We start from the raw sequence: 22,969 nt of genomic DNA on the forward strand, positions 1-22,969 counted from the left end.
CCACGCCGTCGGTCACCCCCAGCGCCACTCCCACTTCCTCGACGACGCCGACCCCGTCGGTCACTCCCACCTCCTCGGTCACGCCCACTCCCTCGGCCACGCCCACGCCTTCGGCCACCCCCACCCCATCCGCCACCCCGACCCCCTCGGTCACCCCCACCCCGTCGGTCACCCCCACTTCCTCCGTCACTCCCGTCCCCTGCGTCTCGCCCCTGGCCCTGCGCAACGTCGACTATATCGACATCATCGACCCTCGCGGCCCCGTCAACAACAGCTGGTTCATCGTCGGCACCGACTGGCTGGAACAGACCGAATTCGGCTACGTCCCCGATAAACTCAATTTCTGGTTCGACGAGGGTTCCCTGGCCGCCGCCTCCCAGTTCAAGCTCAGGTTCGAACAGGCCGCCGCCCCCATCGCCGTCCAGGACGGCGACACGCTGCGCATCGGCTACGACACCTACTACTTCCTGGACGTGATCCTGCCCGCGGTCGCCATGGACGGAACCGAGCTCTTCGTCGGCCTCAACGGCAATACCTACCACGACCTCGAACTCTGCCTGATCGCCAAGGGCTCCCCCACCCCCACCCCGACGCCGACACCGTCGGTCACCCCCACCCCTTCGACCACCCCCAGCGCCACCCCGACCCCGAGCCCGACTTCCACGGTCACGCCCACGCCCAGCGTTACTCCCAGCGCCACCCCGACCTCGACGGCGACACCGTCGCCTTCTTCCACTCCCAGTCCCACTCCCAGCGCCAGCTGTACCCCCGCGTACTGCGAGGAGGCCCTCCTGGTCGCCCAGGTGGAAGATATGAGCATCGCCCGGCTCAGAGCCGCGGGAACGACGGGATGGAGCTGGAGCCTGACCCGGGCGGAGGCGCCGTCGACCGATTGTTACGGATCCGTCCTCGACAACGAAAACAGCTTCAGCGGCCAGAGCGATTATGCCCTGCAACCGGCGGCCGTCCGCTTCACCAGCCTGAGCGAGCCCCTGGACATCCGTGAAGGCGACTACGTGACCGTGACCTACGACGGCGGGAACGTTCTCGACGTCTATCCGCCTCCCCTGGCCGGCTCCGTCGACGTTTATTACTATATCGGCGAGGATGGGAGCACCTTCGTCGACCGCTGGCTCTGCCAACGCGCGCAGAACCCGCCTTCACCGACGCCGACCCCGTCGCCGACCGCCACGCCTTCACGGACGCCGACGCCGTCGCCGACCTGCACCCCCACCCTCACCCCGGCCCAGAGTCCCACTCCGCTGCAGCCGGCCATCCTCCTGGTTAAAACCGCCGGTGACGCTCCCGACGGGGGCACCTGCATCGTCAGGACCTGCTTCGATACCGAATTCCACTACCGGGTGACCAACACCGGGAACACCTACCTTTCCGATATCGAGGTCTGGGACGACAACGGCACCCCCGACGATCCCGGCGACGATTTCCTGGTCGGAGTCATCCCCGGGCCGCTGGCCCCGGGAGAGCACGGGGAACTGAACTACTCGCTTGCGGTCGGGGTCCGGCATTTCAACACCGCGGTCGCCGTCGGCAACCCCACCGACGCCGCCGGGGCCGATATCCCGGGCCTGGACGACGTGAGCGACTCCGATTCCGCCCTGGCCCTGGCCTGGATCGTGGTCGACGGCAACGATTACGACGGCAACGGCGTTACCGACGCCGTCCTCTACCGCTGCGGAACTTCCCTCTGGTCCATACACCATTGCCCCTGCAACCTGAGCGAGCGGATCTACTTCGGCGAGTCCGGCGACGTGGCCGCTCCCGGGGATTACGACGGCGACGGTTCGACCGACACCGCCGTCTTCCGCCCCTCCACCGGCCTCTGGGCGGTGCGGGGTCTGACCCGGGTCTACTTCGGCTCCCTGGAAGACATCCCCATCCCCGCGGACTTCACCGGCGACGGCTTGACCGATATCGGCGTCTTCCGCCCTTCCACCGGGCTCTGGGTCATCCGCGGCCTCACCCGGTTCTATTTCGGCAACAACGGCGATCTTCCCGTCCCCCTGGATGCCACCGGCAGCGGGAGGGACCAGTTTACGATCTTCCGGGCCGAAAGCGGGAAATGGGCGCTCCGGGGAGTAACCCAGGGTTATTTCGGACAAGCCGGCGACTATCCGGCCGTGGCCGATTACGACGGCGACGGGCGCGAGGAGATCGGCATCTTCCGGCCCGACAGCGGTCTCTGGGCGATTAAATCGTTGACCAGGGCCTACTTCGGCCACTACGGCGATTGGCCGCAGCCGGCCAACTACAAGCTGTACGGCCGCGCGGCCCAGATCGGAATCTGGCGTCCCACCGTCGGTCTCTGGGCGGTCCGCAATACCAGTCGGATCTATTACGGGAAGGAAGCGGACGTCCCCATAACCTACTGAAGCGGCTTCCCGCCCCGGGTTGCCCGGGGCGGCTCAGGGGAAGATCCGGGGAATGAAGACGGCCGCGCCGACGGCGGCGGCGAAAACCGCGGCCAGAAGCACTGCGGCCGCCGCTATGTCCTTGGCCCGGCGTATTCTCGGGTCCGCTTCCGGACGGCAGGCGTCGGCCAGGGCTTCCAGGGCGGAATTGAACGCCTCGGCGACCAGCACCGCGGTGACGGCGGCGGCCAACCACAACCAATCCCGGCCCCGCACGCCGCAGACCGTGCCGGCTATACCCACCGCCGCAGCCGATGCGACATGAATTTTGAAATTGGCCTCCCGGCGCAGGAGATACAGCCACCCGCTACCGGCGTGGCGGAAACTGCGCACTCTCGCTCCCAACCAGGGCTTCATCGTTTCCGTCCCCCGGAATTCGAGCCTACGGTGCCCTTCCCTAGCGGCACCGACGACTGATTTGGCGGCTATTATGGCTATATACCCTCTATAAAACTAGCCTGGAGGCCTTTAACCATCCCGAATGAGGGCCTTAAATCGTGTTTGTATCGGAAAACCCTCTTTGCAGCGCTGCTTCGGTCCAGAGAAGACTGTGTAATTGCGCCCCACTCCCACCATAAATCGCCTGAAGCGGGCTATAAATCATGAATAACCAGCTAAAACTAATTCAAATTTCAATTTTAGGATAATTAAGTTTTACAGTTATTTTTCTGTCTTTTGGCTAGTTGTTGTCGATATATGGCCGTGCATATGCCCGTTATACTGGGATAAAAACCCAAATATAACCGAAAATCCACGATTTTTACCCCCGCTCGTCACTGTTTTTGCTGAGGACGGGCATAGGTTATGGGACCGTTCTCATAGCCGACCCGATCGCGCCACCAGCGGGGATAGCCGACCTCCTGGGCCATTGTGTCCTTCTCGTTGACGAAACCGTCCGAATAACGGCCGATCAAGGCCCCGGCCAGGCGTTTCCAGGCCGCCAGCACCTGGGCCGCATTTGCCGAACAAAAATCGGTGAGGTAGGCACAGGCCTGTTCCGGGTTTTTCCGGTAGAGATCGAGCGCCGCCGGTTCCGCCGCCGCCAAGGCTGAGAGTTCGCCGGACTCCAGTTCTTCCTGAGCCTGTTCGATATCCTTGATCATGTAGGAATATTTGATCGTGGACCAGTTGGACACGAAATTGAAGATCCACCAGGCGCTTTCGGGTTGAAATTCCCAGGGCGTATAGTTCCAGAAAGGTTCGGGGACGGCAGTCACGCCGGCGAAGAAGGGGACATAGCAGGTTTCGGCGCCCCGGTCGGCGCCGTACCAGCAAATGCCGCCGATCGGATCGGGATACTTCCGGCGTCCCTGGCAGACGGTCACGTAGCCCTGGTAATAAACGGAGATGCTCCGTTCCCAGGCTCCCTGGCGACGGGCGGAAGGGTCGGCGGTGTCCCCGGAGCGATCATAGGGACCGAAATACCGGTAGGGATTGCCGAACGGCCCCGCCGCCATGCCGACGGTCATATCGAACTCGGTCCCCTCGTAATGGTCCCGGTAGAGGTCCATGACCTCCCGCACCGACAGCAGGCGGTCGGGTTTGACGGTGAAGGGGTAGGCCCGGGTGAAGCCGTTCTCGACCCAGGGGCCCAGCTTGAGGGAAGGCGCGATCCGGTCCTGTATCCTCCATACCCGGCGCAGGGAATAATAAGGATGGTTATACTCGCCCAGGCTAGCGGCTTTCAGCCAATCGAGCGGACCGTCTTCGGGGCGCCACCAGCCCTGGCGGCGGGCCACGTCGAAGAGATTCCGGGAATACAGGGTCCCGGAGTCATCGGGATCGATCTCCCGGATCCGGAACTCGTTGGCCGCCGCGAAAACTTCCCCGTCGGGGATTTTTCGGGCCACCCACAACCCGCCGGTCCCCTCGGGGGAGGGGCACATCTCCATGACCCAGGCCTCTTCGGGATCGGCGACCGGGAGCGTCTCGCCGGTCCCCCAGAAGCCGTACTCGTCGATCAGCTCTCCCATCAGATCGACCGCTTCCCGGGCGGTCCGGCAGCGTTCCAGGGCTACCCGCGAAAGTTCGGCGGAATAGAAGATGCGTTTCCCCGCTTCCGGGAGGGTGCCGTCGGTCTTCGACCCGCTGGTGCATTCCCCGAACATGAGCTGGTGCTCGTTCATGATCCCGTAGATGCCGTCGAAATAAGCGTAGGTATGGGAAACCTGGGGGATGAAGCCCAGGGGAACGCTGCGGGGGAAGCCCGCGGTGGCGTAGGCCGCCGCCCGGTCGGGGTCGACCAGACGGGGATATTCATAGGTGTTGTAGCGGGTCAGGTCCCCGGTCGGGCTGGCCGAGGCGTAGACGGGGCGCAGGGCGCCGGCGGGCCAGTCCCGGGCCGGAACGTATACCAAGCGCTGATCGGCCATCTCGTTGTCGTCGCTGTGGGTGACGATCATGGAACCGTCGGCGCTGGCGCCCGGCGTCACCACCATGGTGGTGCAGGGCCGAACCGGTTCCGGGAAAAGAATCAGGAAAGCCGTCGCCGCGGCCGCTCCCCAAAAACGGTTTCTCACGACATCCTCCGTGTGTGCCCGGTCATGTTCGCGGACCGCGGTTCGAACCCGGGCCCGGGTTCGAACCGTCCCCAAGGCGGGAGGGAGACGTACAACGCCCCTCTCCGCCCGCGACTCATCGGGGGAAGAGCTCCCCGGACGGGGGGGCTCCCCATCTCTCCCCTCCCGAATCGGAAAATATGGCCAGCCAAACGGTCTCGCGCCCCGGCTCGGTCCACTCCACGCGGTGGCGGACATGGGCCGGAATCGCCAGCCAATCCCCCGGACCCAGTTCCCGGATCGAATCTTCCCCTTCGATCCTCACTCCGGCTCGGCCGGTCAGCACCGCCACCCATTCGTGTTCGGCCTGATCGTACCAGAAGCCGGGAGCGGAAGCATGTCCCCGGGAGACGATCCGTTCGATCCGGCAGCCGGCGGCGCGGTACAACTCCTCGGCCAGCTCTTCGGAAGCGGAGCCCGAAGCCTTCCGAAAAAGATTTTTCACCGCCCACCCCCGGCGCGGATGCGGGCGCGGCGGACCTGGAAGGCGATCACCGCCGCCGACACCGAAACATTGAGGGAATCGAGCGGGCGCGCCATGGGCACCGACACCCGGAAATCGCAGGTTTCGAGAACCAGACGACGAATGCCGTCCCCTTCGCTCCCGAAGACCAGGACCACTCCCCCTGCGAAATCGAGATCGAAACAACTGCTTCCGTCCATGACCGCGGCGTACGCCCAACAACCGCGTCCGCGCAGAGAAGCGATGAACCGGGGCAGGTTGGTCTCGATCGCGATCGGGACCCGGAAGGCGCAGCCGGCCGAAGTCTTGAGCACCGCCGGGGTCACCCGGCAGCCGCCGTGCGCGGCTAAAACCACCAGGTCGGCGCCGGCCCCGGCGGCGGTGCGGACGATCGCGCCCAGGTTATGGGGATCCTGAACCCGATCCAGGACGATGACGAACGGGGGTGCGCCCAGCGCGTCCAGGACCGGTTCGGCCCGGGAATACCCGAACCCCTTGATCCTGGCGGCGGCGCCCTGGTGCTCGCGGGAATGGGAGACGGCCTCCAGTTTTTCGCGGGGAAGACGGGCCACGGGCACGCCGGCCGCCAGCAGATCGTTCTCCAGACCGGCGAGTTCGACCGCGTTGTCGGCGGTGGTCTGAAGAAACGCTTCCTTGAGCCCGGCCCCCGCCTGCAGGGCTTCCCGGATCACGTTGCGACCGTATATGATCAATCCTACTCCAACCGATAGACGACGTAGGCCGGGTTGCGGTACGCCAACGGAAAGGGAAGATTGTCGTCCGCGAACCCGACCAGGTAAACGCTTCCGGACCCCTGCGCCCGCAAACGGCGGGCGACGGCCTTGAACTCGATCTCCCCCAACCGGCGGAAATCGGCTTCCAGAGACCCTTCTCCGGAAAACCCCAGCGACCGCATCCGGCGCAGCCACTCCGCTCCGAACGCCGGGTCCCAGTTGGCCAGGGTCCCGTCTTTCCAGTCCCCGTAAACGGCCCGCTCGGACTCGACCCGGAAGCCCTCATGGGACCAGGTGGGAGGAACGATGAAAACCGCATCCTGCGGAGTCGCTTCCCGGGCCCACCGCTGCACCGCCAACCATTGCGGCCGCTGGGCGTTCCCGATCTTGAAATCGCCTCCCTCCTCCGCCCAGGCCCGGACCCCGGCCAGAACCGCCAGGGCGCAGAGGGCCGCCGACCAACGCCCCGGAGAAATAGCCGCGCCCCGGCTCCGCGAATACCGGGCGAACCCGGCCAGGGCCGCCAGGAGCACCACCGCTTCCCGCCAATGGAACGCCCCGTAGAGCAGGGCCATCCCCGCGAAAACCGGGAGCAGAACCCCCCGCCAGCCGCCGGCGGCGTCCACGGCCCGCACGAAAAATTCGGCGAAGAAAATCAGGGCTATGCAGTAAAGAGGCTTGAAGGCCCGGAAGAGCTGCAGATGAACGGCGAGACGGACGGGGACGATTTCGGTGAAAAAAACCCCGAGCAGCACCAGGACCGCCACCGCAACAAGCATGGTGCGAAAAAAACGCCGGAGCCCGTCGGAGAGAGCCGAAGGCCACGATACCGCGAGCGTCCCCAGCACCAGCAGCGCCTCGAAATACACCGAGGGGTCCCAGGAGAAGGGAAAGATGTGGTGGGAGGATCGGATGCGCAGCACCTCCAGCCACGCCGGCAACGGAACCGGGGAAGCGGCGTAATTACGGAAATAGCGGATCAACAAGGGCGCGGCGGCGACGGCGAAAACGGCGGCGGCGGCGAGGAGGGCGGCGGGACGGCGGCGCTTCAGCACCGCGGGCGCGGCCGCCGCCATGGGGATGAGAAACGCCGCCGCCGAAAGGGGATGGATGAGGAACGCCCCTCCGGCGGCGCACGCCGCCGCCAGCGGCCGGCCCCGCAGAAGCGCGGCCAGGGAAAAAAGAAGCAGGGGAAGCGCGGCCGTTCGGGTGTAGAGAATCTCGTCCAGGCTGAACGTCCCCCCGGGAAGACGCTTGCTGAAAAGGAAGAGAAGCATGGCCAGCGCCGCCCCCCGGGGCTCCGCGAAGACGGCGAACGAAACCGCCCCGATCCCGAGAAGGGTCGCGACCGCCGCGAGACAGTAGACGCAGAAAAACAGCGTTCCGACGTCCACGCCGGTCAGGTCGACCGCGCCCGCCAGCGCCGCCCAGAACAAGGTATGGTAATGGGGTATGACCGAAAGCAGGTAGTCTCCCCGGTACAGCGTCGGATCGAGGGCGTGTTTGAACATGGGGAGAATCAGCGTCTGATCCCAGACCCCGAACCGATACTGATGGAGGGCCAGAACCGAAACCGCGCCGAAACCGAGGGCCAGCAGCAGGCCCGGGAAAAAACGCGAGCGGACCGGGTTGGCGACGGATGCGGTCATTTGCCGCGATTGTAGCACACAACCTCGGAGCGGTTAAATATGGCTTGGGCCGGATAAAGCCCCGGGGCTAAGATGACACCCATGAAGACGGCGACCGCAGCGGCGATAGCGTCCTTGACGTTGCTCTCCGCCGGTTGCGGACGGGAAAGCGCCCCGCTGCTTAAGGAAACCCGGTTCCTGATGGGAACGGTGGTTTCGGTGGAGGCGGAGGCGCACGACGAAGCGGAAACCCGGCGCGCCCTGGAGGCCGCCTGGGCGGAGATGTCGGGTCTGGAGCAGGTCTTCAGCCGGTGGCGCCCGGAAAGCGAACTCAACCGGATACGGGAAGCACCACCGGGTACGCCGACGCCGCTGAGCCCGGTCATGCTCGAAGTCCTGCTTAAAGCCCGGGAGCTGGGACGGCTGACCGGAGGCGCTTTCGATCCCACCGTCGGTCCGCTTCTCTCCCTCTGGGGGTTCTTCCCCGAGGGAGGAGGAACCGTTCCCGGGAAAGACGCGATCGCGGACGCCCGGAACCTCACCGGATGGGACAAGCTGCGCGTCGATCCGGAGGCCGGAACGGCGACGTTGCTCGCGAGCGGCGTGGAACTCGATCTGGCGGGGGTGGCCAAGGGGTTCATCGCCGACCGGGGCGCGGCGGCGCTGGTCCGGGCGGGAGCGGTCCGCGGCCTGGTCAACGCCGGAGGCGATATCGCCTGCTTCGGAGGCAGCCCCGACGGAGGCCCCTGGAGAATCGGCCTGGAAGACCCCCGGCATCCGGGAGCGATCCTGACCGTCCTGCGGTGCGCGGAGGGGGGAATCGCCACGTCGGGGGATTACCGCAACTATTTCATTCGCAGCCGGAAACGCTACAGTCACATCATCGACCCCCGGACCGGCGCGCCCGCCGACGCCGGCGTAGTGGAAGCCAGCGTGACCGCTCCCGACTGCGCCACCGCCGACGGGCTGGCGACGGGCCTGTTCGTCCTGGGACCGGGACCGGGGATCTCCCTGCTCGATCGACTGCCCGGAGTCGAGGGGATCATCGTTACCGAGGGGGAAGAAGGCCTGCTGATCTGGCGGTCTTCAGGCCTGGAAGAAACGAAACCCGCGGCGGGGGATCAGTAATACACGCGGTCCATCACCGAAAGGCGGCCGTTGCGGAACAGCAGCCGGTAGTACCCCGTCCCGAAAACCAGATGGTAACGGTATACCCAGGTTTCGTACCTGACCGTGGGATCGGAGTAACCGGGGACGAAGAAATTGGGGTCTCCCCAGGCGGCCAGAACGTCGTTCCGGCTCATGCCGACCACGACCTCGCCCCTCCGGATCATCTCCTGTTTTTCGGCGGACATGCCGGGGTTCAACTCCAGGTAAGCCTCGCGGCGGGCGGAGGTGGCGCAACCGCACGCGGACAGCGCCGCCACAGCGAGAATAAGCGCCGCGCTTCTCTGGAAGGGAACGGTACTCATGGCGTGCCCATTATCCCGGAATCCCCGGGGCTTTTCGAGATTTTTTTCGGACCGAAAAGCTCCGAATAGCGCCGCCGCCCCATCCCCACCTCCATCATTTTCCGGGCCCGGGCGGGGTTGCTGATGGTACGGCGGTAGATCAGGCGGGGAGCGGTGTCCAGGATCCGGGCCAGTCGACGCGCCCAGACCAGATCGCCGCCCAGCGCTTCCCTCAGCAGCGCGGAATACTCTTTCAGCGCCCTGCCCCGGCGCAGATGGGCGGCGATCGTTTCCGCCGCCAGACGCCCGGAAAGAACGGCGGGATAGATGCCCTCGCCGGTAAGAACGTCGGTCAGGGCGGCGGCGTCGCCCGCCACCAGGCAGTGCCCCCGGACAAGAGGGGTCCGGGGGTAACCCGAGGAGAGGCTTGCTCCGCGAAAACGGGAGGAGACCACCCAATTCTCCAAACCCTCGCGGATCAGGTATTCCCGCAGCCGGTCGGGCAGGCGGGGGGCGCGGGCGCTACGGGCGGCGGCGCCGACGTTGAGAAAACCCGGGCCGGGAAAGATCCAGGAATACCCCCCGGCCACGGCGCCGAAGTCGAAATGAAGCCGATATCGGTACCGCTCCCATACCGGGGCCGGAGGAACCACTCTGGCCTCCAACCCGAAGCCGCGGCCGCGGGAACCGGGGACCGAAAAAGCCCGGGAAAACCTCGACGAAGACCCGGCGGCGACCACCGCCGCCCGGGCCTGAATCGGCCCGGACGCGGTCGTCGCCCTCACCCCCGCCCCGGTTTCCTCCAGCCCGACGACCTCGGTTCCTTCGATCAGGCGGGCCCCCGCCGACGCGGCCGACCGCGCCAAGAAAGCGTCGAACTCGGCGCGGTCGACGACCCAGCCCAGCAGTTCTTCTCCCGCCACCTCGGCGGCGTCGGCGCCCTTCCAGGAAAAAACCGCCCCCGCCACCTCTTCCCGGGAAACTCCGGAAAAATCCAGGCGCACCTCGGCGGCGACCTTGACCGGGACCCCGCCCGCGCAGCATTTATACCGGGGAATCCGTCGTTTCTCGACCAGGACCGCATCCAACCCCAGCCGGGCGGCGGCCAGGGCGGCGGCGGCCCCGGCGGGGCCGGCCCCGACGATCAGAATTTCACAGCTGGAGACCATGAGCGGGAACGATCAGGACAACAGCGCGACGAGGATGATTCCGGCCCCGCAGGCGACCCCCAGAAGACAGATCGTCCGAACGAAAAGATTGTTTCTCCCCGCCACCAGGGCCTTGACCGCCTGAGGAAACCAACGGGGGAAAAACGCCAGGATAAGAGCCGCGCTTAAAAACACCCCCAGGACCATGGCCAAGAGGAGGAAGGCGGGAACCCGGTCGATCAGGACCGCGACCGTCGAGTACAGAAACCATATCCCGAAAGCTCCGACGAGGACGGCGGCGAAGCGGATAGCCCAACCGGGAACGTCCGCCAGCCAGGCCGCCCCTTTCCGGAAACGGGCGGGGTGGGTCACGCCGGGAAACCTCGTCGCCACTATCAGAGCCCCCAAGATCACCATCGTTATCTTGATCGCCGCGGCATTCATGAAACTCTCCATGAAAAAGTTTGAACGTTCTCCTTCTTACCGGAGTCTATATTGACGAACACAAAGTTTCAAGGTTCCGCTAGGGCGGAATCGAGAAACCGGCAGGTTAAACGGTAAACAGGAGAAGCAGCAACTGTTCCGGCACGCTTGAAAGGCCCGAGATTATAAAAAGTCTCACCTCCCTGTTACATGGGCCTTCAAGAAGCAACCTCCAGAACCTGCCGGACCAGGCGAGGGGGCGGGCCACCGCCCCCTCGCTTTTCTTTTATTCCAGGTTCCAGGTCCGGGCCAGCCACTGCAGATCGGCGGCTTCTCCGAGATCGGCCGCGTCCGCTTCGGCGTAATCGACCAGAAAATCGAAAATGAGACGGCGGCTCTCCCCGCTCCCGACTCCGGCCAGAAATTCCTGAAAACCTTCGATCGCGGGAAACTTCTCGTCCACCTCGTTGAAAAGCCGATGGTATTCCTCGTCCCCTAGTTCCCGAGCCACGCGGTCGATGTAGGCGGTTTCGCCGGGGGTGGTGCGGAGATCGCTGAGGGTCAGCCACTTGATCGCCCCCACCAGGGCCAGTTTTTCGTCATGAGTCAGTCGGGAAAACATTTCCGCCCTCCTTAACGGTCGGCACTTTTCCGTTCGCGAATCAACGCCAGCAGCTGCGGATCGGCGATAAGGTCCGTCGCGCTCCAGGCGTCCAGGCAGTAGTTCATCATGTAATCATATCCGAGGCAACCGTATCCTCGCTCTCCCCAGGATTCGCCCCAGGAGTTTTTGAACTTGAAATACCTTCCCTCCCGGCTGTATCCGACAACGCAGACGGCATGGCCGCCGAGCGGCCCCGAACCGTCGGCAGGGTCGGGAATGAGGCCGCCGGGAGCGTCGAACCACTCGGGAAAAACCTCCACCCCGGCCAGAAACGGGCCGTTGACGGCCAGGCTGCGCTCCATTTCGGCGGGACCGGAAAGCCGGACATAGGTGCCGATCCGGTAAGAAGCGGCCTGGGCATCGGCTTCCCCGCAGGGCGCGTCGCTCTGGTAGGGGCGGTAGGGCCAGCAATCCTCCCGGCATACCCCTTTTTCGGACAGGATTTTCATGGCCGTCCGGGGGTAGGTGCCTTCCTGATGCGGAATCCCGTCTTCCCGCTTGCAGGCGGCGTAGAGATAACGGGGGGAAAGCTCGATCAGGGTCCCGTGCTCCTTTTTCTCCTGGTATTCCTTCACCCCGACCACGGCGGCGAAACCGACGCAGGTTCCTTCTTCCCCCTGATCGCGAACCGGACTCATCCGGGAGGCGTAGTCGATCTCTTCCGGCGCGGCCAGGCGGGGTAGGACGAGGGAGACGGGAATGTCCCTCCGGTCGTCGGGATCCTTGAGGCAACCCAGCCCGTAAACTCGCTTCCTCCGATTCATTGCACCCCTCCTTGCGCAGCGCCCCCGCCGGGAGCGGTTCCGTTATCGGCCCGATAAACCCGGACCTCGAAATTGGCGTCGGGTGATTCGCGGTCGGGGCGGGCGGGCAGATGATCCCAACAGCGTTCCCAGATAACCGAATGCAGGGGTATCGTTTGTCTCAAGGTGAAGTTCAAACCGGTCCCGGAAGGGGGAGCCCCGTCGGTAAGGTAGTAGATCCCGCCGGGGAGGGAGTGTCCCCGGGTAAGAATCCGGAACCCGGCCGCCACCCCGTCCCGGTCGTCCCGGTAGAGCGGAAGCACCCGACGCCCCAGGGCCAGATCGAGGTAGGTGGGGACCTTGTCCACAAAACCGCCTCCGGCCAGGACCGGCGCGTCGGCCTTGATCTCTCCCGCCAACCACCGGGCGAACCCCAGAGCGCCGGCGTACTCCCGATGGAACCAGATGGGCCGGGACGCCAGGGCGGTGAGGACCGCGGTCAGCACGAAAACGAGGGAGGCCGGCCCGCGCAGCCTCCGGCTGGAAAACCCCCGAGTCAGGGCGGCGGCGGCGAAAGCCACCCCCCCGGGGATGACGACCACGATATAGCGTCGAACCGCCCACATATAGCAGAAATGGATGAGTTGCTGCCAGAGGAAGAGCCCTCCGAAAACCAGCAGCACCAACAGGAGAAACCAGCGGGACGGCGACCGGTCCGCCGCCACCTGTCCCGCCATGCCCGCCAGGGCCAGGACGAGGCCGGGAACGGTGAGGAACCAGCCCAGCTCCAGGAAGTTGGTCCGTTCCGGATTTTCGACCCCGAGCCCCGGCCGGACGCAATAACCGAATATCGCGGCCGCCACCAGAACCAGCGCGACCGCGAGGCGGCATCGCTTCCCGGAGACCAGGGAGGCCAGGGCGCGGCGGGTACCCCGGCCCGAAAACCGGGCCGCCGCCAGACTCAGGACCAGGATCCCGGCGGCGACAAGCAGGATGCGCGATCCCGCCAGCTGAGCCGCCGCCAAGCGGGCATACCCGAATCCGAAGAAAACATGGGGAAGGAGGGAGAAACCCAGGCCGGCCAGCGCGGGGACCAGAAACCAAAGGTCCCGCGGGCGGAAAACCAGAAACCAGCGGCCGTAGTAAAAAAGAGCCAGGGGCAGCAGGAGCAGGGCGGAACTGATGTGGGAGACGAAAAAACATCCGAAAAAAACTCCGGCCAGCAGTCCGGTTCTCCGCCCCGATCGTTTATTGAACGCCGCGAAACAGTAGAGCCCGGCAAAGAAAAGGAACTGGCTGAGTATTTCGCTGGTAGGGAAGCGCGCCTGCCAGATTTCGGCGACGTTGAGGGAGAGAAGCAACGTCCCCGCCAGGGCCGTCCGCCATTCCCAGAGCCGGCGCAGGGCCAGAAAGAAGGCGCATAAGGCCATCAGGCCCGCCAGGGGATTGAGCCAGAACATCCCGGCCAGCCCCGCCCAACGGTAGAAAACGGCCAGCCAGAGGGGGAAGAGGTGGTAGAACTGGGGGATAAGGCGACCGGGGCGGGAGGGATCGAGACGAAAGCCCGGATACTTCTCCAAGTACCCGGAGCTGTGCCGGGCGGCGAAGGCGTCGAGTTCGCCCGGAGTCAGAGCGGCGATAACCGGATCGTCGATCGCCAGTTTCCCCGTCCGTTCCAGATGGATCCCGGTGTTGACGTAAACTCCGGGGTCCCATCCCCCGAACAGGTAGGGGACCGGGCGGGCGAAGAACAGCGCCGCCAAGACCAGGACGCCGGGCAGGATCCAGCGGGGGGGGCGGCCGGGGGGCGGCGGGGGAACGCTCCGCAGGCGGGGTCGGGCCAGGAGCATGACCGACAGCGAGTAGAGGGCGTCCGCCAAAGCCAGCCCGGAGACCGAGAAAATCCCCAGATAAGCCATGATCAGCCCCAGCACCGAAGAAACGCAGAAACTGACCGCCACCACCAGGAAACAGCATTCCCCCCTGGTGGAGTACGGCAGACGGAGGCGTTTGCCGGGCAGCCCCAGGGTCAACGCCCCGGGAAAAACCAGCAGAAGAACAACCTCCAGGATGATGACCAAGAGCTCAACCAACATGCGCTGCTTTCCCCGGGCGCGATTGTACCACGTGCCCCCCCGTCAGGTAACCGCGAAGCCGGGTCAGGGGATAACGGCGCAGGCCGCGTCCAGGTCGAAACCGGAAGCCCCGGTCCCGGACAGCGCGTCCATCTCCGCGGTGTGCCGGACCAGGTCTCCGTTCTCGTCTTCCAACCAGAGGTCCCCGGTGGATTGGATGCGGATGTATTGAATCCAGTCCAGCCCCAGTTCGGAGATGTCGAACTGGTCGCCCCCGGAAACGGAGGGGTCGGTCGGATCGGGATAGCCGCCGTTGCTGTATACCGGATTGACGCCGGCGAAGCCCCGGTTGTAATTGTAGGGGTTGCTGAGATCCGAAGTCGGAAAATAATTGAAGGGGAACCGCTTCCAGTCGATCCCGTTGCGGCTGACCGAAACCACCGCCGGCTCCATCCAGCGCCGGGCTTCGCCCCCGTCGTAAAGATAGAACACGTTTTCGAAGACGCTGAAGTCCTCTCCGGTCCCATCCGCGATGAGGTTGTCGAATTTGAGGGTTATGCTCCCCCCGTAGGGTGGCCCCTCGGGGTCGCCGGCCCGGAGCGCGTGCAGGGGCGCCACGTCCCGGCTCCCCTGCCAGGAACCGCCCCCCCGGGGAACCCCCAGACATTTTTCCGGATCCCCGGCGGACGCCGGGTCGAGGGGGGCATAGTCGACGACGTGGTCGGCGCAGGGGTCGTTCTCGCCGTTCAGGCTCACCGGTAACGGCACGGCGGAAACCACGGTCTCTTCGCCCAGCGGGCCGGGGAGGCCGGCGAGGTCGTAGACCACGACCGCGTAATGGTAGGCGGACCCGTCTTCCAGGCCCGTATCCAGGTACGATTCCCCCCCCCCCACGTAGACTTCCTCCCCGTCGAGGGGACCGCGGGGGACGTGCAGGGAATTGCGTATGACCGAAATTTCCCGGAACGGTTCGTGCGGGTTGTCCCAGGCCAAGCCCACCGTCCGCGAAGATACCGCGCAGGAGAGCGCGGCGATTTCCAGTTCCCCCTGCGCCGGGCTCGGCGTCGTCTTCGGCGTGGGAACGCCTCCGGCGGGGGTCGAAGTCCGCCGGGGGGACGGCGTCGTGCCCGGGGTGGGGGAGACCGGCTCCGGAGTCTGCCGCGGAGTGGGCGTGGGGGTGGGCCCGGTCAGAACCTTCATCTGAAAATCGCCGGCGATTTCGCCGCCGCCCGAGTCTGCGACCAGGACGCGGAAAGAGAAGAAGGAAGCCTCGGCATAAGCGTCGGAAACGGTTCCGAAGATGATGCCGGCGTTGGGGTCGAGAACCAGGTATTCGGGCAGCGAACCCGAGACCAGCGAAAACGTATAGGGGGGGCTCCCTCCCGTGACTCCGACCTCGAACTGGTATTCCCGGCCGATGCGGACCTCGGCCTCGTCCGAGCCGCCCGGATACAGTCCGGTCAACTGAACCTGTTCGTAACCCACCGTCAAACGGAAATCGGCCTGGGCGGTCAAGCTCCGCCGGTCCGCGGCCAGGATACGGAGATCGAAAATACCCGCTTCTTCGGGGATCCCCCCGATCTCCCCGGAAGCGGAGGCCAGGTAGAGTCCCGGAGGGAGATTCCCGACGGAGACGGTCCAGGTATAGGGAGGCGTTCCCCCTTCGGCCGTCAGGCTCTGGGCGTATAAAGACCCTCGAACCGCCGGAGCCAATTCCCGGGTGGTGATTTTAAACCCGCCGTACAGGCCCCCCGGCCCCTCGGGCCCGGCGATCGCAAGAAGAAAATCGCGCTCGGCCTGACGACCCTGAGAATCCTGGGCCCGGACGGTGAACCGATATTCCCCCTCTTCCGAGGAAGTCCCGGCGACGATCCCGCGGGAGCCGTCCAGGGCGCAGCGGGGAGGCAGTTCGCCGGCCAGCAGTCTCCAGGAGTAGGGGGGGACGCCGCCCTCAGCGCGCAGGGCGCAGGAATAGGGCTCCCCGATCGTTCCGGGAGGAAGCGCCTCGGTGACGATCCGGAAAACGCCCTCGGCGACCCGGAGGGTGAAGTTGGAGGTATCGGAGTCGCCTCCCCGGTCCGCGACTTCGAAACTGACCTCGAAATCGCCCAACTCCCGGGGAAGCCCCAGCAGCACTCCTCGGCGCGGCTGCAGCCGGATATCTCCGGGAAGGCTTCCGGAGACCAGCGCCCACGAATACGGAGGAGTTCCGCCCTCCGCCGAGAGCGGCGACTGATACCAAACCCCCAGGACCGCCGGAGGGAGGTCTTCGGTGACGATAACCGGCCCGGGCGCGGAACCGGGAGAATCGACCCGGACGATCATGCGCATGGCCCGGCGCGCCCTCCGCCCGCCGCCCTCGCGGACCGCCACGGTAAACCGCCATTCCCCGCCGTCCTCGGGTACCCCGGCGATGGTCCCGTCCTCGGCCAGTTCCAACCCGGGGGGAAGTTCGCCCGCGGCCAGAAACCACCGGGCTTTTCCCCGGGCCCCACGGACCTGAAGCCGGAATTCGTAGGCCGTCCCCACCACGCCCATGGGGATATCGAGAGAAACGATCTCCAGGGGGGGGAGCGTGGGAGCGGGGCGGGGGGTCGCCCGACCGTCGGCACGGTTTCGCGGCCTCCCCCGGAGAGGCGCCCCCCGGCGCTGTTCCAGGTAGGGGTTTTTCGCCCGGGAAGCTTCCCGTTCGGCGGCTTCCCTCCGCCGCGCGGAGGCCCGGGAAGGGAACAGCAGGTCCTCCCCGGGACCGAACACGAAAGCGGCCGCCGCCGCCAGCACCAGGATCGAAACCGGAAGCAGCCTTTTCCAATCCGCTCTCACCGGCCGATCTTACCAATTTCCCCGGCTAATAAACAGGGCGGGGATCGCCTCTTAGCGCGCCAGGGGGACATCGCCCTCCCCTCCGAAATAAAACCTGGTTTTTCCCCGAACCGCCCACAAGCCGGAGGTTCCTCGAAAAACGGCGGGGTCGGCGGTGCCGTCGCCGTCCCAATCGACCACCACCGGAAGGTCCGATTCCCTACCGAAATGCAGCCGGGTGACGCCGCGGACGGCCCAGAGCCCGCCGCGGGGGCGGAATATCGCTATGTCCGCCTTCCCGTCGCCGTCGAAATCCCCTCTCAGAGGAACGTCCTCCTCCGACCCGAAAAACACCCGGTCGGCGCCGATCCGCCACAACCCCGACGCGGCGCGGAAAACGGCGGCGCATACCTCGGGACCCGTCCAGGGGGCGGGGAGGGGGGTATCTTCTTCCCGGCCGAAATAAAACCGGCTTATCCCCCGCACGTTCCAGAATCCGGCGGAGGCCCGAAAAATCGCGGCCGCGGCGGACGCGTCGCCGGCCCAGGCCGCGGGGACGGGGGTGTCGCCGGCACGGCCGAAATAAAAACGGGTGTCGCCCCGGACCGCCCAGAGTCCGGCGCCGGGACGGAAAACCGCGGGCAGGTCCCCGAAACCGTGGGCGCCGAAGAAGGGAAGATCGCCGGCGGCACCGAAAAACACCCGGGTCGTTCCCCGCAGCCACCACGCCGAAACGCCGGGACGGTAGATCCCGACCGCGGCGGGGACGGGATCGGCGAGGTCGATTTCCGAGATCGAGGAGTTGTAGTTGGCGTAACTCGTGCACAGCACCCCCAAAGTTCCCCCCGGCGCGATCGCCAGGGTCCCGGGAGCGTCGTCGCTGCAAGCCACGACACGCGGGTCCGAACCCGCTTCTTCGAGCAGGCAGACGTTTCCTTGATAGGAAGAATAAAACAAGCCCCGGTCGCTCCAGGCCATCCCCGAACAGGGCTGGGAACTCTCCTCCAGCCAGGCGATCCCGTCGCTGGCGACCAGCGGCACTCCCGAACTCAGGGCCTGGTCGATCCGGGAACGCCCGAAGCGGACGACCTGGGGACTGGCGGGGGCGGCGAAGCCGTAGTAGAGGTTCCCCTCGCCGTCCACCGCCACCGGCCCGGAATAGCCGCCGACGTCGGCCAGGGGCACGGGGCCGGCCTCGCTGCCGACAGTCCAACAGTAAAGCCGATTGCCGGGCTGGAAGGTAGCCGCGCTGGGGTTGGCGGAGAGAAACATCCTCCCGGCGCCATCGACGGCGCAGTCGTAGTTGCCCGTCAGGTCGAACCCTTGCCGGGGAAAGGAGCCGATCCCGCGGCCGCCCCCGGGAATCGTGAAGAGCGGGCGCCCCGGTTCGCTGCCGTCGCAGGGGACGCTCAACACCCGGTTGGTGGCGCTTTCCCCGAAGTAGACGGTTTCCCCGAAGACCCGCACGAAACTGCCGTAGTACCAGGGGTCGCCGAAGTCGTACAGGGTCTGCGAAGAAAATCCGGGGTTCTTGACCAGGTAGCGGGCGCCGACGAAGGCGTACAGGTTGCCGGCAGCGTCGTAATCGAAGGCCTGCAGCCCCGGGACCCATTCCGTCGGTATCCCCAGACCCCCGGCGAGCAGGCCGCATTCCCCCGTGGAAGCCGTGAGCAGGGGGGCGCAATCCATGAGGAAAACGGTGCTGCCGTAGTCGGTCCAGTCGCTGGCGACCACGGCGATCTCGCCGGGCGCGGCCACGGCCACCGGCCCCAGGGAACCGGGCGCCGCGCCGCCGAATGCCTGCAGCCGCCCCGGCGAACTCTCTCTCCAAAGCTCGCCGCCGCTGGTGGCGACCAGAATCCCGGCCGCGGCGTCCGCCCCCGAAAGCCCGCTGGGGGCGTAGATCCCCGACGCCGCCAAACCGGCGTCCAGAACGGTCAGGACCGGACCTCCCGCGACCGCGGCCGCGACCTGGGAGGCGCTCCAAACCGCGACACTTTCCGGGCGGGGAGGATAACTGCGGTAGAGACCGTAGTAGAGGTTGCCTTCGGGGTCGAAATCCAGGGGCCCGGAATAGCCGCCGGGACGAGCCACCGGAAAGGGCTCGCCCGATCCCGGCCAGCAGTAGATCCGGTTTCCCGCCCCGTCGGGGTTGGCGCTGACGAACATGCGCCCGGCGGGATCGAAGGCGCAGTCGTAGTTGTAGGCCAGGGCGAAATCGGAGCCGCGCCGGCGGGGAGGCGGGAGCCGGAAGAGGACCCGGGACTCCCCGGAACCGTCCCGCGGAACCGAGCGGACGCTGCCGTAGCTGCTTTCTCCGAAGTAAACGGTCCGGCCGCGGATGGCGACGAAACTCCCATAGACGTCGCTCTGGTAGGAGAACAGAACTTCCGGCACCCCTCCCTCGTACTCCAGGGAATACAGGGCGCTGTCGTGGATGTAGACGACTCCATCGGAGTCGGCGTCGAACCCCTCGATACCCGCTTTCCACCGGGAGGGATCGCCCGGAAGAGAGATCAAGGCCCGGGCGACGTGCCCGGGCGGAGGGGTAAAGTCCGGATACGCGAGCGCGCCGGCGGCGCCCCACAGAACCGCGGCCGCGGCCCCGACTGACAACCCTGTCTTCATTCCCGCCTCCCGATGGTTGTTCGCGGCGCGGGAGGGGAAAAACCCACCCCCGCTTCAAGCAAGGGTGGGCCGACGGCTCCCAGGCTCTTTTACGCGAAGGTCCTTGAGCACGCGCGGCAGGGCGTTCTGACTTCTCCCGTGGGAGTTACAGCGGCGCGACCGTCCCGGAGTCTCACCGGGTTTCCCCTGCTCCGCGCGTAATTCTACTATGGCGGAACTCTAATCTCCGGAGCCGGCGCCGGTCAATAATTTTCTTGCCCTTCCGCACCCGGACCGTGACTATAGCGGCATGGACGCCAAGATCAAGCTCTCCCTGATCAATAACCGGGGCGAAGGGTTCATGGGCATCGGCCTGGTCTGGCTCTTGAAGAACATCGACGAGTGCCGCTCGATCTCGGGAGCCGCCCGGAGTATGAAGCTCTCCTACGTCAAGGCGCTGCGGATCGTCAACCGCCTGGAAAAGAACCTGGGGCGCAAGGTCGTCAACCGGACCCGTGGAGGCGACAGCCGGGGCGGGACCGAGCTTACCCCCTTCGGCCGCCGGTTCCTGGAAGCCTACGAGCGTTACCAGGCCGAGGTCGATCGAGCCGCCCGGGCCGGATTCCAACGGTTTCTCGGGAGCGGCTGGGACCGGGAAGACCGGGCCGCACCGGGGCTCAGATCAGAAGATTGAGGAGCGTCCCCACCCCCAGGGACGCCCCCACCATCACCGCCAGGGACTTGAGAAAATCCCTCGTCCCCAGTTCCTTGAGCAGAACGGTGAAGGTGGCCACGCAGGGGAAGAACATGGCCAGAACGGTGCAGGCGACCACCAGCTGCCCGGGTGCGAGGTCGAGCGGCTCCAGCATCCCCACGGCCATGTCCTTGCGCAGAAACCCGATGGCCAGGGCGGCCACCGATTCCCGGGGAAGCCCGAGCAGGCCCTCCACCACCGGCGCCGCCCAGCGGGAAAGACGATCGAAAACGCCGAAGAAGTAGAGGACGTTCACGGCCGCCACCCCGATCAGAATCACGGGGAGCGCCTCGCGGAGAAAACACCAGACCCGCACCCCGACTTTGCGCAGGAACGGCCCGGGCGGAGGGAGGCGGTAATGGGGGATTTCGATGATCAACTCGGGGGAATAACCTTTGACCAGGCGGCTGAGGACGAAACCGAGGCCCAGCCAGGTGGCGAAGAGCGCCAGATAAACGGCGGCCACGTAGCGCAGGCCCCACCGCCCCAGGAGGCCCACGACCATGGCCTGCAGCGCGGCGCAGGGGACCGCGATCGAGATCAGGGTCGAAGCCAGAAACCGCTCCCTCCGGCTCTCCAGTATCCGGGTGGCGAGAATGGCGGGGACGTTGCACCCCAGTCCCAGGAGGGTGGGGATAATAGCGTACCCATGCAGCCCGACCCGGTGCATGACCCCGTCCAGGAGAACCGCGAGACGGGGGAGGTAGCCGAAGTCTTCGAGGAAACTCAGGACCAGGTAAAAAACGGCGACATAGGGCAGAACGATGCCCAGGGGAATGAAGATGCCGGTGGTGAGCATCCCGAAGGAATCCATCAGGTCGACGCGCCCGGAGATCAGGTGTCCGACCAGAAGGTCGTGAACGAACCCCGCGCCGCCCAGCCACTCGGAGAGCCGCGAGACCACCGGGACCCACAGGGTTCGAAAAAGGTATTCGGTCCCGAAACCGATTTTTAAAAACGGCTCCCCCCATACCCCCACTTCACCGGCCACCAGGAACTCCCCCAGCAGCCGCACCAGGGAAAACGCCCCCAGAATGACCAGAACCGCGATCGGTATCCCGGTCCAGGGGCGGACGCTGAGATCGGAGAGCGTCTGCAGAAACGTATGGTGGTGGTGGACCAGGGTCTGCACCCTGGAAACGATGCGCCCGATCGCGAGCCAGCGGTCTTCCTCGCTCAGGGGACCCAAGCCCGGGGAGCGGGCCTGGGGCAGGCGGGCCACCATCTCCCGGATCCCTTCCCCGGTGATGCCGACGGTGGGAACGACCGGGACCCCGAGCATCTCCTCCAGGAGGGGCGCGTCGATCTTCACTCCCCGGTGGGCGGTTTCGTCCCACATGTTGAGCGCGACGATCGCCGGGACCCCGGACTCGAGCACCTGCAGGACGAAATAGAGGTTCCGCTCCAGGTTGGTGGAGTCGACCACGCAGACGGCGTAGTCCGAATCCCGGAGGATCTCCAAGGCGACCCGGTCCGAACGCGAAGCGGCGTCGAGGCTGTAGACTCCGGGCGCGTCGATGATCTCGATGCGCTGCCCGGGCCGGAAGCGGCCGTCGCCGCCGTCCTCCAGGTCCGAAGGCCAGGTGAGGTTGCCCCGGGAATATCCGACCGTCGTCCCCGGGTAATTGGAAGAGATGACGTGAACCCCGGTCAGGCGGTAAAAAACCACGCTTTTACCGACGTTGGGGTTCCCCACCAGGGCGACGGAGGGATGGGACGGGGCGTTCACGGCCTCTCCACCAGAACGCGGGCGCCCATGCGGTGACCGAGAGCGATCCGGGTGCCGCCCACCTGAACCACGATCGGACCCTTGAAGGGCATCCCGCTGATCTTGGTCACCGTCTTGCCTACTCTCAACCCCATAGCCGCCACCCGCGCGGCGCCACCCGCGCCTTCCTCGAATCCGACCACCAGGGCGGTTTCGCCGTCCCTCAGCTCGGTCAGCCTGATCACGCCCTCCCCTCCTTCTTTTTCCGGCAGCGCGCGCAGAGGCCGCGGATGGTGAGACGGCCGGCGGAAGGGAGAAAAGCCCGTTCCCGGCAGACGGCGTCGATACATCGGGTCAAAGGCTCCGAGGCGACTTCCTCGAGCCGCCCGCAGCCCGAACAGAGGAGGTGGTAATGCGGTTCCGCTCCCGAAACCCGCTCGTAAATCTGCGAACCCTGAATGGAGGCCGCCCGCCGGATCAGCCCCGCCTCTTCCAGCAGGGGAATCAGCCGATAGACGGTGGCCAACCCCACCGCGAGGCCGCGGCGGGGGATCCGTTCATGGAGTTCGTGAACCGCGAAATGATCGCGGGATTCCATGACCGCTTCCAGCACCGCCCGGCGCTCCCGGGTATAGCGCAAGCCCCGCCGGCGGAGAAATTCCCGGAAGAGGGCGTCGGCTTCGTTGTCGATTGCCGGTTTCATATTGATAATGAATCTCAGTTTCCATATCTTGGGGCTTTCGGTACGCCCTGTCAAGCGATTGTTTGCCGGAGAAAGTCTG

General features: G+C 65.9%; 19 protein-coding genes and 1 riboswitch. Of the genes, 3 read left to right on the plus strand and 16 right to left on the minus strand.

Translation table 11 applies throughout. The annotated features are described in order from the left end of the window. The coding region (locus tag PLZ73_05920) for a hypothetical protein (GenBank protein HOO77410.1) at window positions 1–2,390 on the plus strand (2,390 nt) is incomplete at its 5' end. A gap of 33 nt (window positions 2,391–2,423) precedes the next feature. Here the strand turns inward: PLZ73_05920 and PLZ73_05925 are convergent. From PLZ73_05925 to PLZ73_05945, 5 genes are all read right to left on the minus strand, one after another. Then, window positions 2,424–2,786 carry a diacylglycerol kinase family protein gene (locus PLZ73_05925; GenBank protein HOO77411.1) on the minus strand — a complete coding sequence of 121 codons (363 nt, stop codon included), beginning with the start codon at window positions 2,784–2,786 and terminating at the stop codon, window positions 2,424–2,426. A 416-nt stretch (window positions 2,787–3,202) separates the two neighbouring features. Continuing rightward, window positions 3,203–4,948: a C69 family dipeptidase gene (locus PLZ73_05930; protein ID HOO77412.1), complete on the minus strand. Its 1,746-nt coding sequence runs from the start codon at window positions 4,946–4,948 to the stop codon at window positions 3,203–3,205. A gap of 115 nt (window positions 4,949–5,063) precedes the next feature. Further along, entirely contained in the window at window positions 5,064–5,387 is a 324-nt protein-coding gene (locus PLZ73_05935; protein HOO77413.1) for a cupin domain-containing protein, read from the minus strand. A 41-nt stretch (window positions 5,388–5,428) separates the two neighbouring features. Beyond that, the gene (rlmB, locus tag PLZ73_05940) at window positions 5,429–6,163 is read right to left on the minus strand and encodes a 23S rRNA (guanosine(2251)-2'-O)-methyltransferase RlmB (protein ID HOO77414.1); all 735 of its coding nucleotides are present in this window, start codon (window positions 6,161–6,163) and stop codon (window positions 5,429–5,431) included. A gap of 2 nt (window positions 6,164–6,165) precedes the next feature. Then, window positions 6,166–7,833: a hypothetical protein gene (locus PLZ73_05945; GenBank protein ID HOO77415.1), complete on the minus strand. Its 1,668-nt coding sequence runs from the start codon at window positions 7,831–7,833 to the stop codon at window positions 6,166–6,168. An 81-nt stretch (window positions 7,834–7,914) separates the two neighbouring features. Between PLZ73_05945 and PLZ73_05950 the strand changes: the two genes are divergently transcribed. After that, a complete protein-coding gene (locus PLZ73_05950; protein HOO77416.1) occupies window positions 7,915–8,940 on the plus strand; it encodes an FAD:protein FMN transferase in 1,026 nt (341 codons plus the stop codon). On the opposite strand, the gene PLZ73_05955 is transcribed toward PLZ73_05950, so the two are convergent. The 8 genes from PLZ73_05955 to PLZ73_05990 all read right to left on the minus strand — a co-directional run bounded on the left by PLZ73_05955 (window position 8,934) and on the right by PLZ73_05990 (window position 19,746). Then, entirely contained in the window at window positions 8,934–9,284 is a 351-nt protein-coding gene (locus PLZ73_05955) for a hypothetical protein (GenBank protein HOO77417.1), read from the minus strand. The genes PLZ73_05950 and PLZ73_05955 overlap by 7 nt on opposite strands. Continuing rightward, window positions 9,281–10,432: an NAD(P)/FAD-dependent oxidoreductase gene (locus PLZ73_05960; GenBank protein ID HOO77418.1), complete on the minus strand. Its 1,152-nt coding sequence runs from the start codon at window positions 10,430–10,432 to the stop codon at window positions 9,281–9,283. Before PLZ73_05960 ends, PLZ73_05955 begins: the two co-directional genes overlap by 4 nt. 12 nt (window positions 10,433–10,444) lie before the next feature. Next, complete coding sequence (locus tag PLZ73_05965; GenBank protein HOO77419.1) at window positions 10,445–10,855, minus strand: hypothetical protein; 411 nt, start codon at window positions 10,853–10,855, stop codon at window positions 10,445–10,447. A 265-nt stretch (window positions 10,856–11,120) separates the two neighbouring features. Next, on the minus strand, window positions 11,121–11,456 hold the full coding sequence (locus PLZ73_05970; protein ID HOO77420.1) for a hypothetical protein: 336 nt from the start codon (window positions 11,454–11,456) through the stop codon (window positions 11,121–11,123). 11 nt (window positions 11,457–11,467) lie between these two features. Then, complete coding sequence (locus tag PLZ73_05975; protein HOO77421.1) at window positions 11,468–12,262, minus strand: C1 family peptidase; 795 nt, start codon at window positions 12,260–12,262, stop codon at window positions 11,468–11,470. Beyond that, complete coding sequence (locus PLZ73_05980; protein ID HOO77422.1) at window positions 12,259–14,337, minus strand: hypothetical protein; 2,079 nt, start codon at window positions 14,335–14,337, stop codon at window positions 12,259–12,261. The genes PLZ73_05975 and PLZ73_05980 overlap by 4 nt, the downstream gene beginning before the upstream one ends. A gap of 63 nt (window positions 14,338–14,400) precedes the next feature. Beyond that, entirely contained in the window at window positions 14,401–17,139 is a 2,739-nt protein-coding gene (locus PLZ73_05985; GenBank protein HOO77423.1) for an Ig domain-containing protein, read from the minus strand. Window positions 17,140–17,190: 51 nt separating this feature from the next. Next, window positions 17,191–19,746, minus strand: coding sequence for a VCBS repeat-containing protein (locus PLZ73_05990; protein ID HOO77424.1), 2,556 nt, complete (start codon window positions 19,744–19,746; stop codon window positions 17,191–17,193). 97 nt (window positions 19,747–19,843) lie between these two features. Continuing rightward, window positions 19,844–19,998: riboswitch (cobalamin riboswitch) on the minus strand. Between the two features lie 37 nt (window positions 19,999–20,035). On the opposite strand from PLZ73_05990, the gene PLZ73_05995 reads away from it, so the two are divergent. Then, window positions 20,036–20,419: a LysR family transcriptional regulator gene (locus PLZ73_05995; protein ID HOO77425.1), complete on the plus strand. Its 384-nt coding sequence runs from the start codon at window positions 20,036–20,038 to the stop codon at window positions 20,417–20,419. On the opposite strand, the gene PLZ73_06000 is transcribed toward PLZ73_05995, so the two are convergent. The 3 genes from PLZ73_06000 to PLZ73_06010 are packed head-to-tail and all read right to left on the minus strand — an operon-like array spanning window position 20,403 to window position 22,890. Next, entirely contained in the window at window positions 20,403–22,208 is a 1,806-nt protein-coding gene (locus tag PLZ73_06000) for a ferrous iron transporter B (protein ID HOO77426.1), read from the minus strand. The genes PLZ73_05995 and PLZ73_06000 overlap by 17 nt on opposite strands. Further along, window positions 22,205–22,432, minus strand: coding sequence for a FeoA family protein (locus PLZ73_06005; GenBank protein ID HOO77427.1), 228 nt, complete (start codon window positions 22,430–22,432; stop codon window positions 22,205–22,207). The genes PLZ73_06000 and PLZ73_06005 overlap by 4 nt, the downstream gene beginning before the upstream one ends. After that, window positions 22,429–22,890, minus strand: a complete 462-nt coding sequence (locus PLZ73_06010; GenBank protein HOO77428.1) for a Fur family transcriptional regulator — start codon at window positions 22,888–22,890, stop codon at window positions 22,429–22,431. The genes PLZ73_06005 and PLZ73_06010 overlap by 4 nt, the downstream gene beginning before the upstream one ends. Between the last annotated feature and the right edge of the window lie 79 nt (window positions 22,891–22,969).

The sequence above is a fragment of the bacterium genome (genome assembly GCA_035380285.1).
Taxonomy (GTDB): Bacteria; Auribacterota; Erginobacteria; order Erginobacterales; family DAOSXE01; genus DAOSXE01.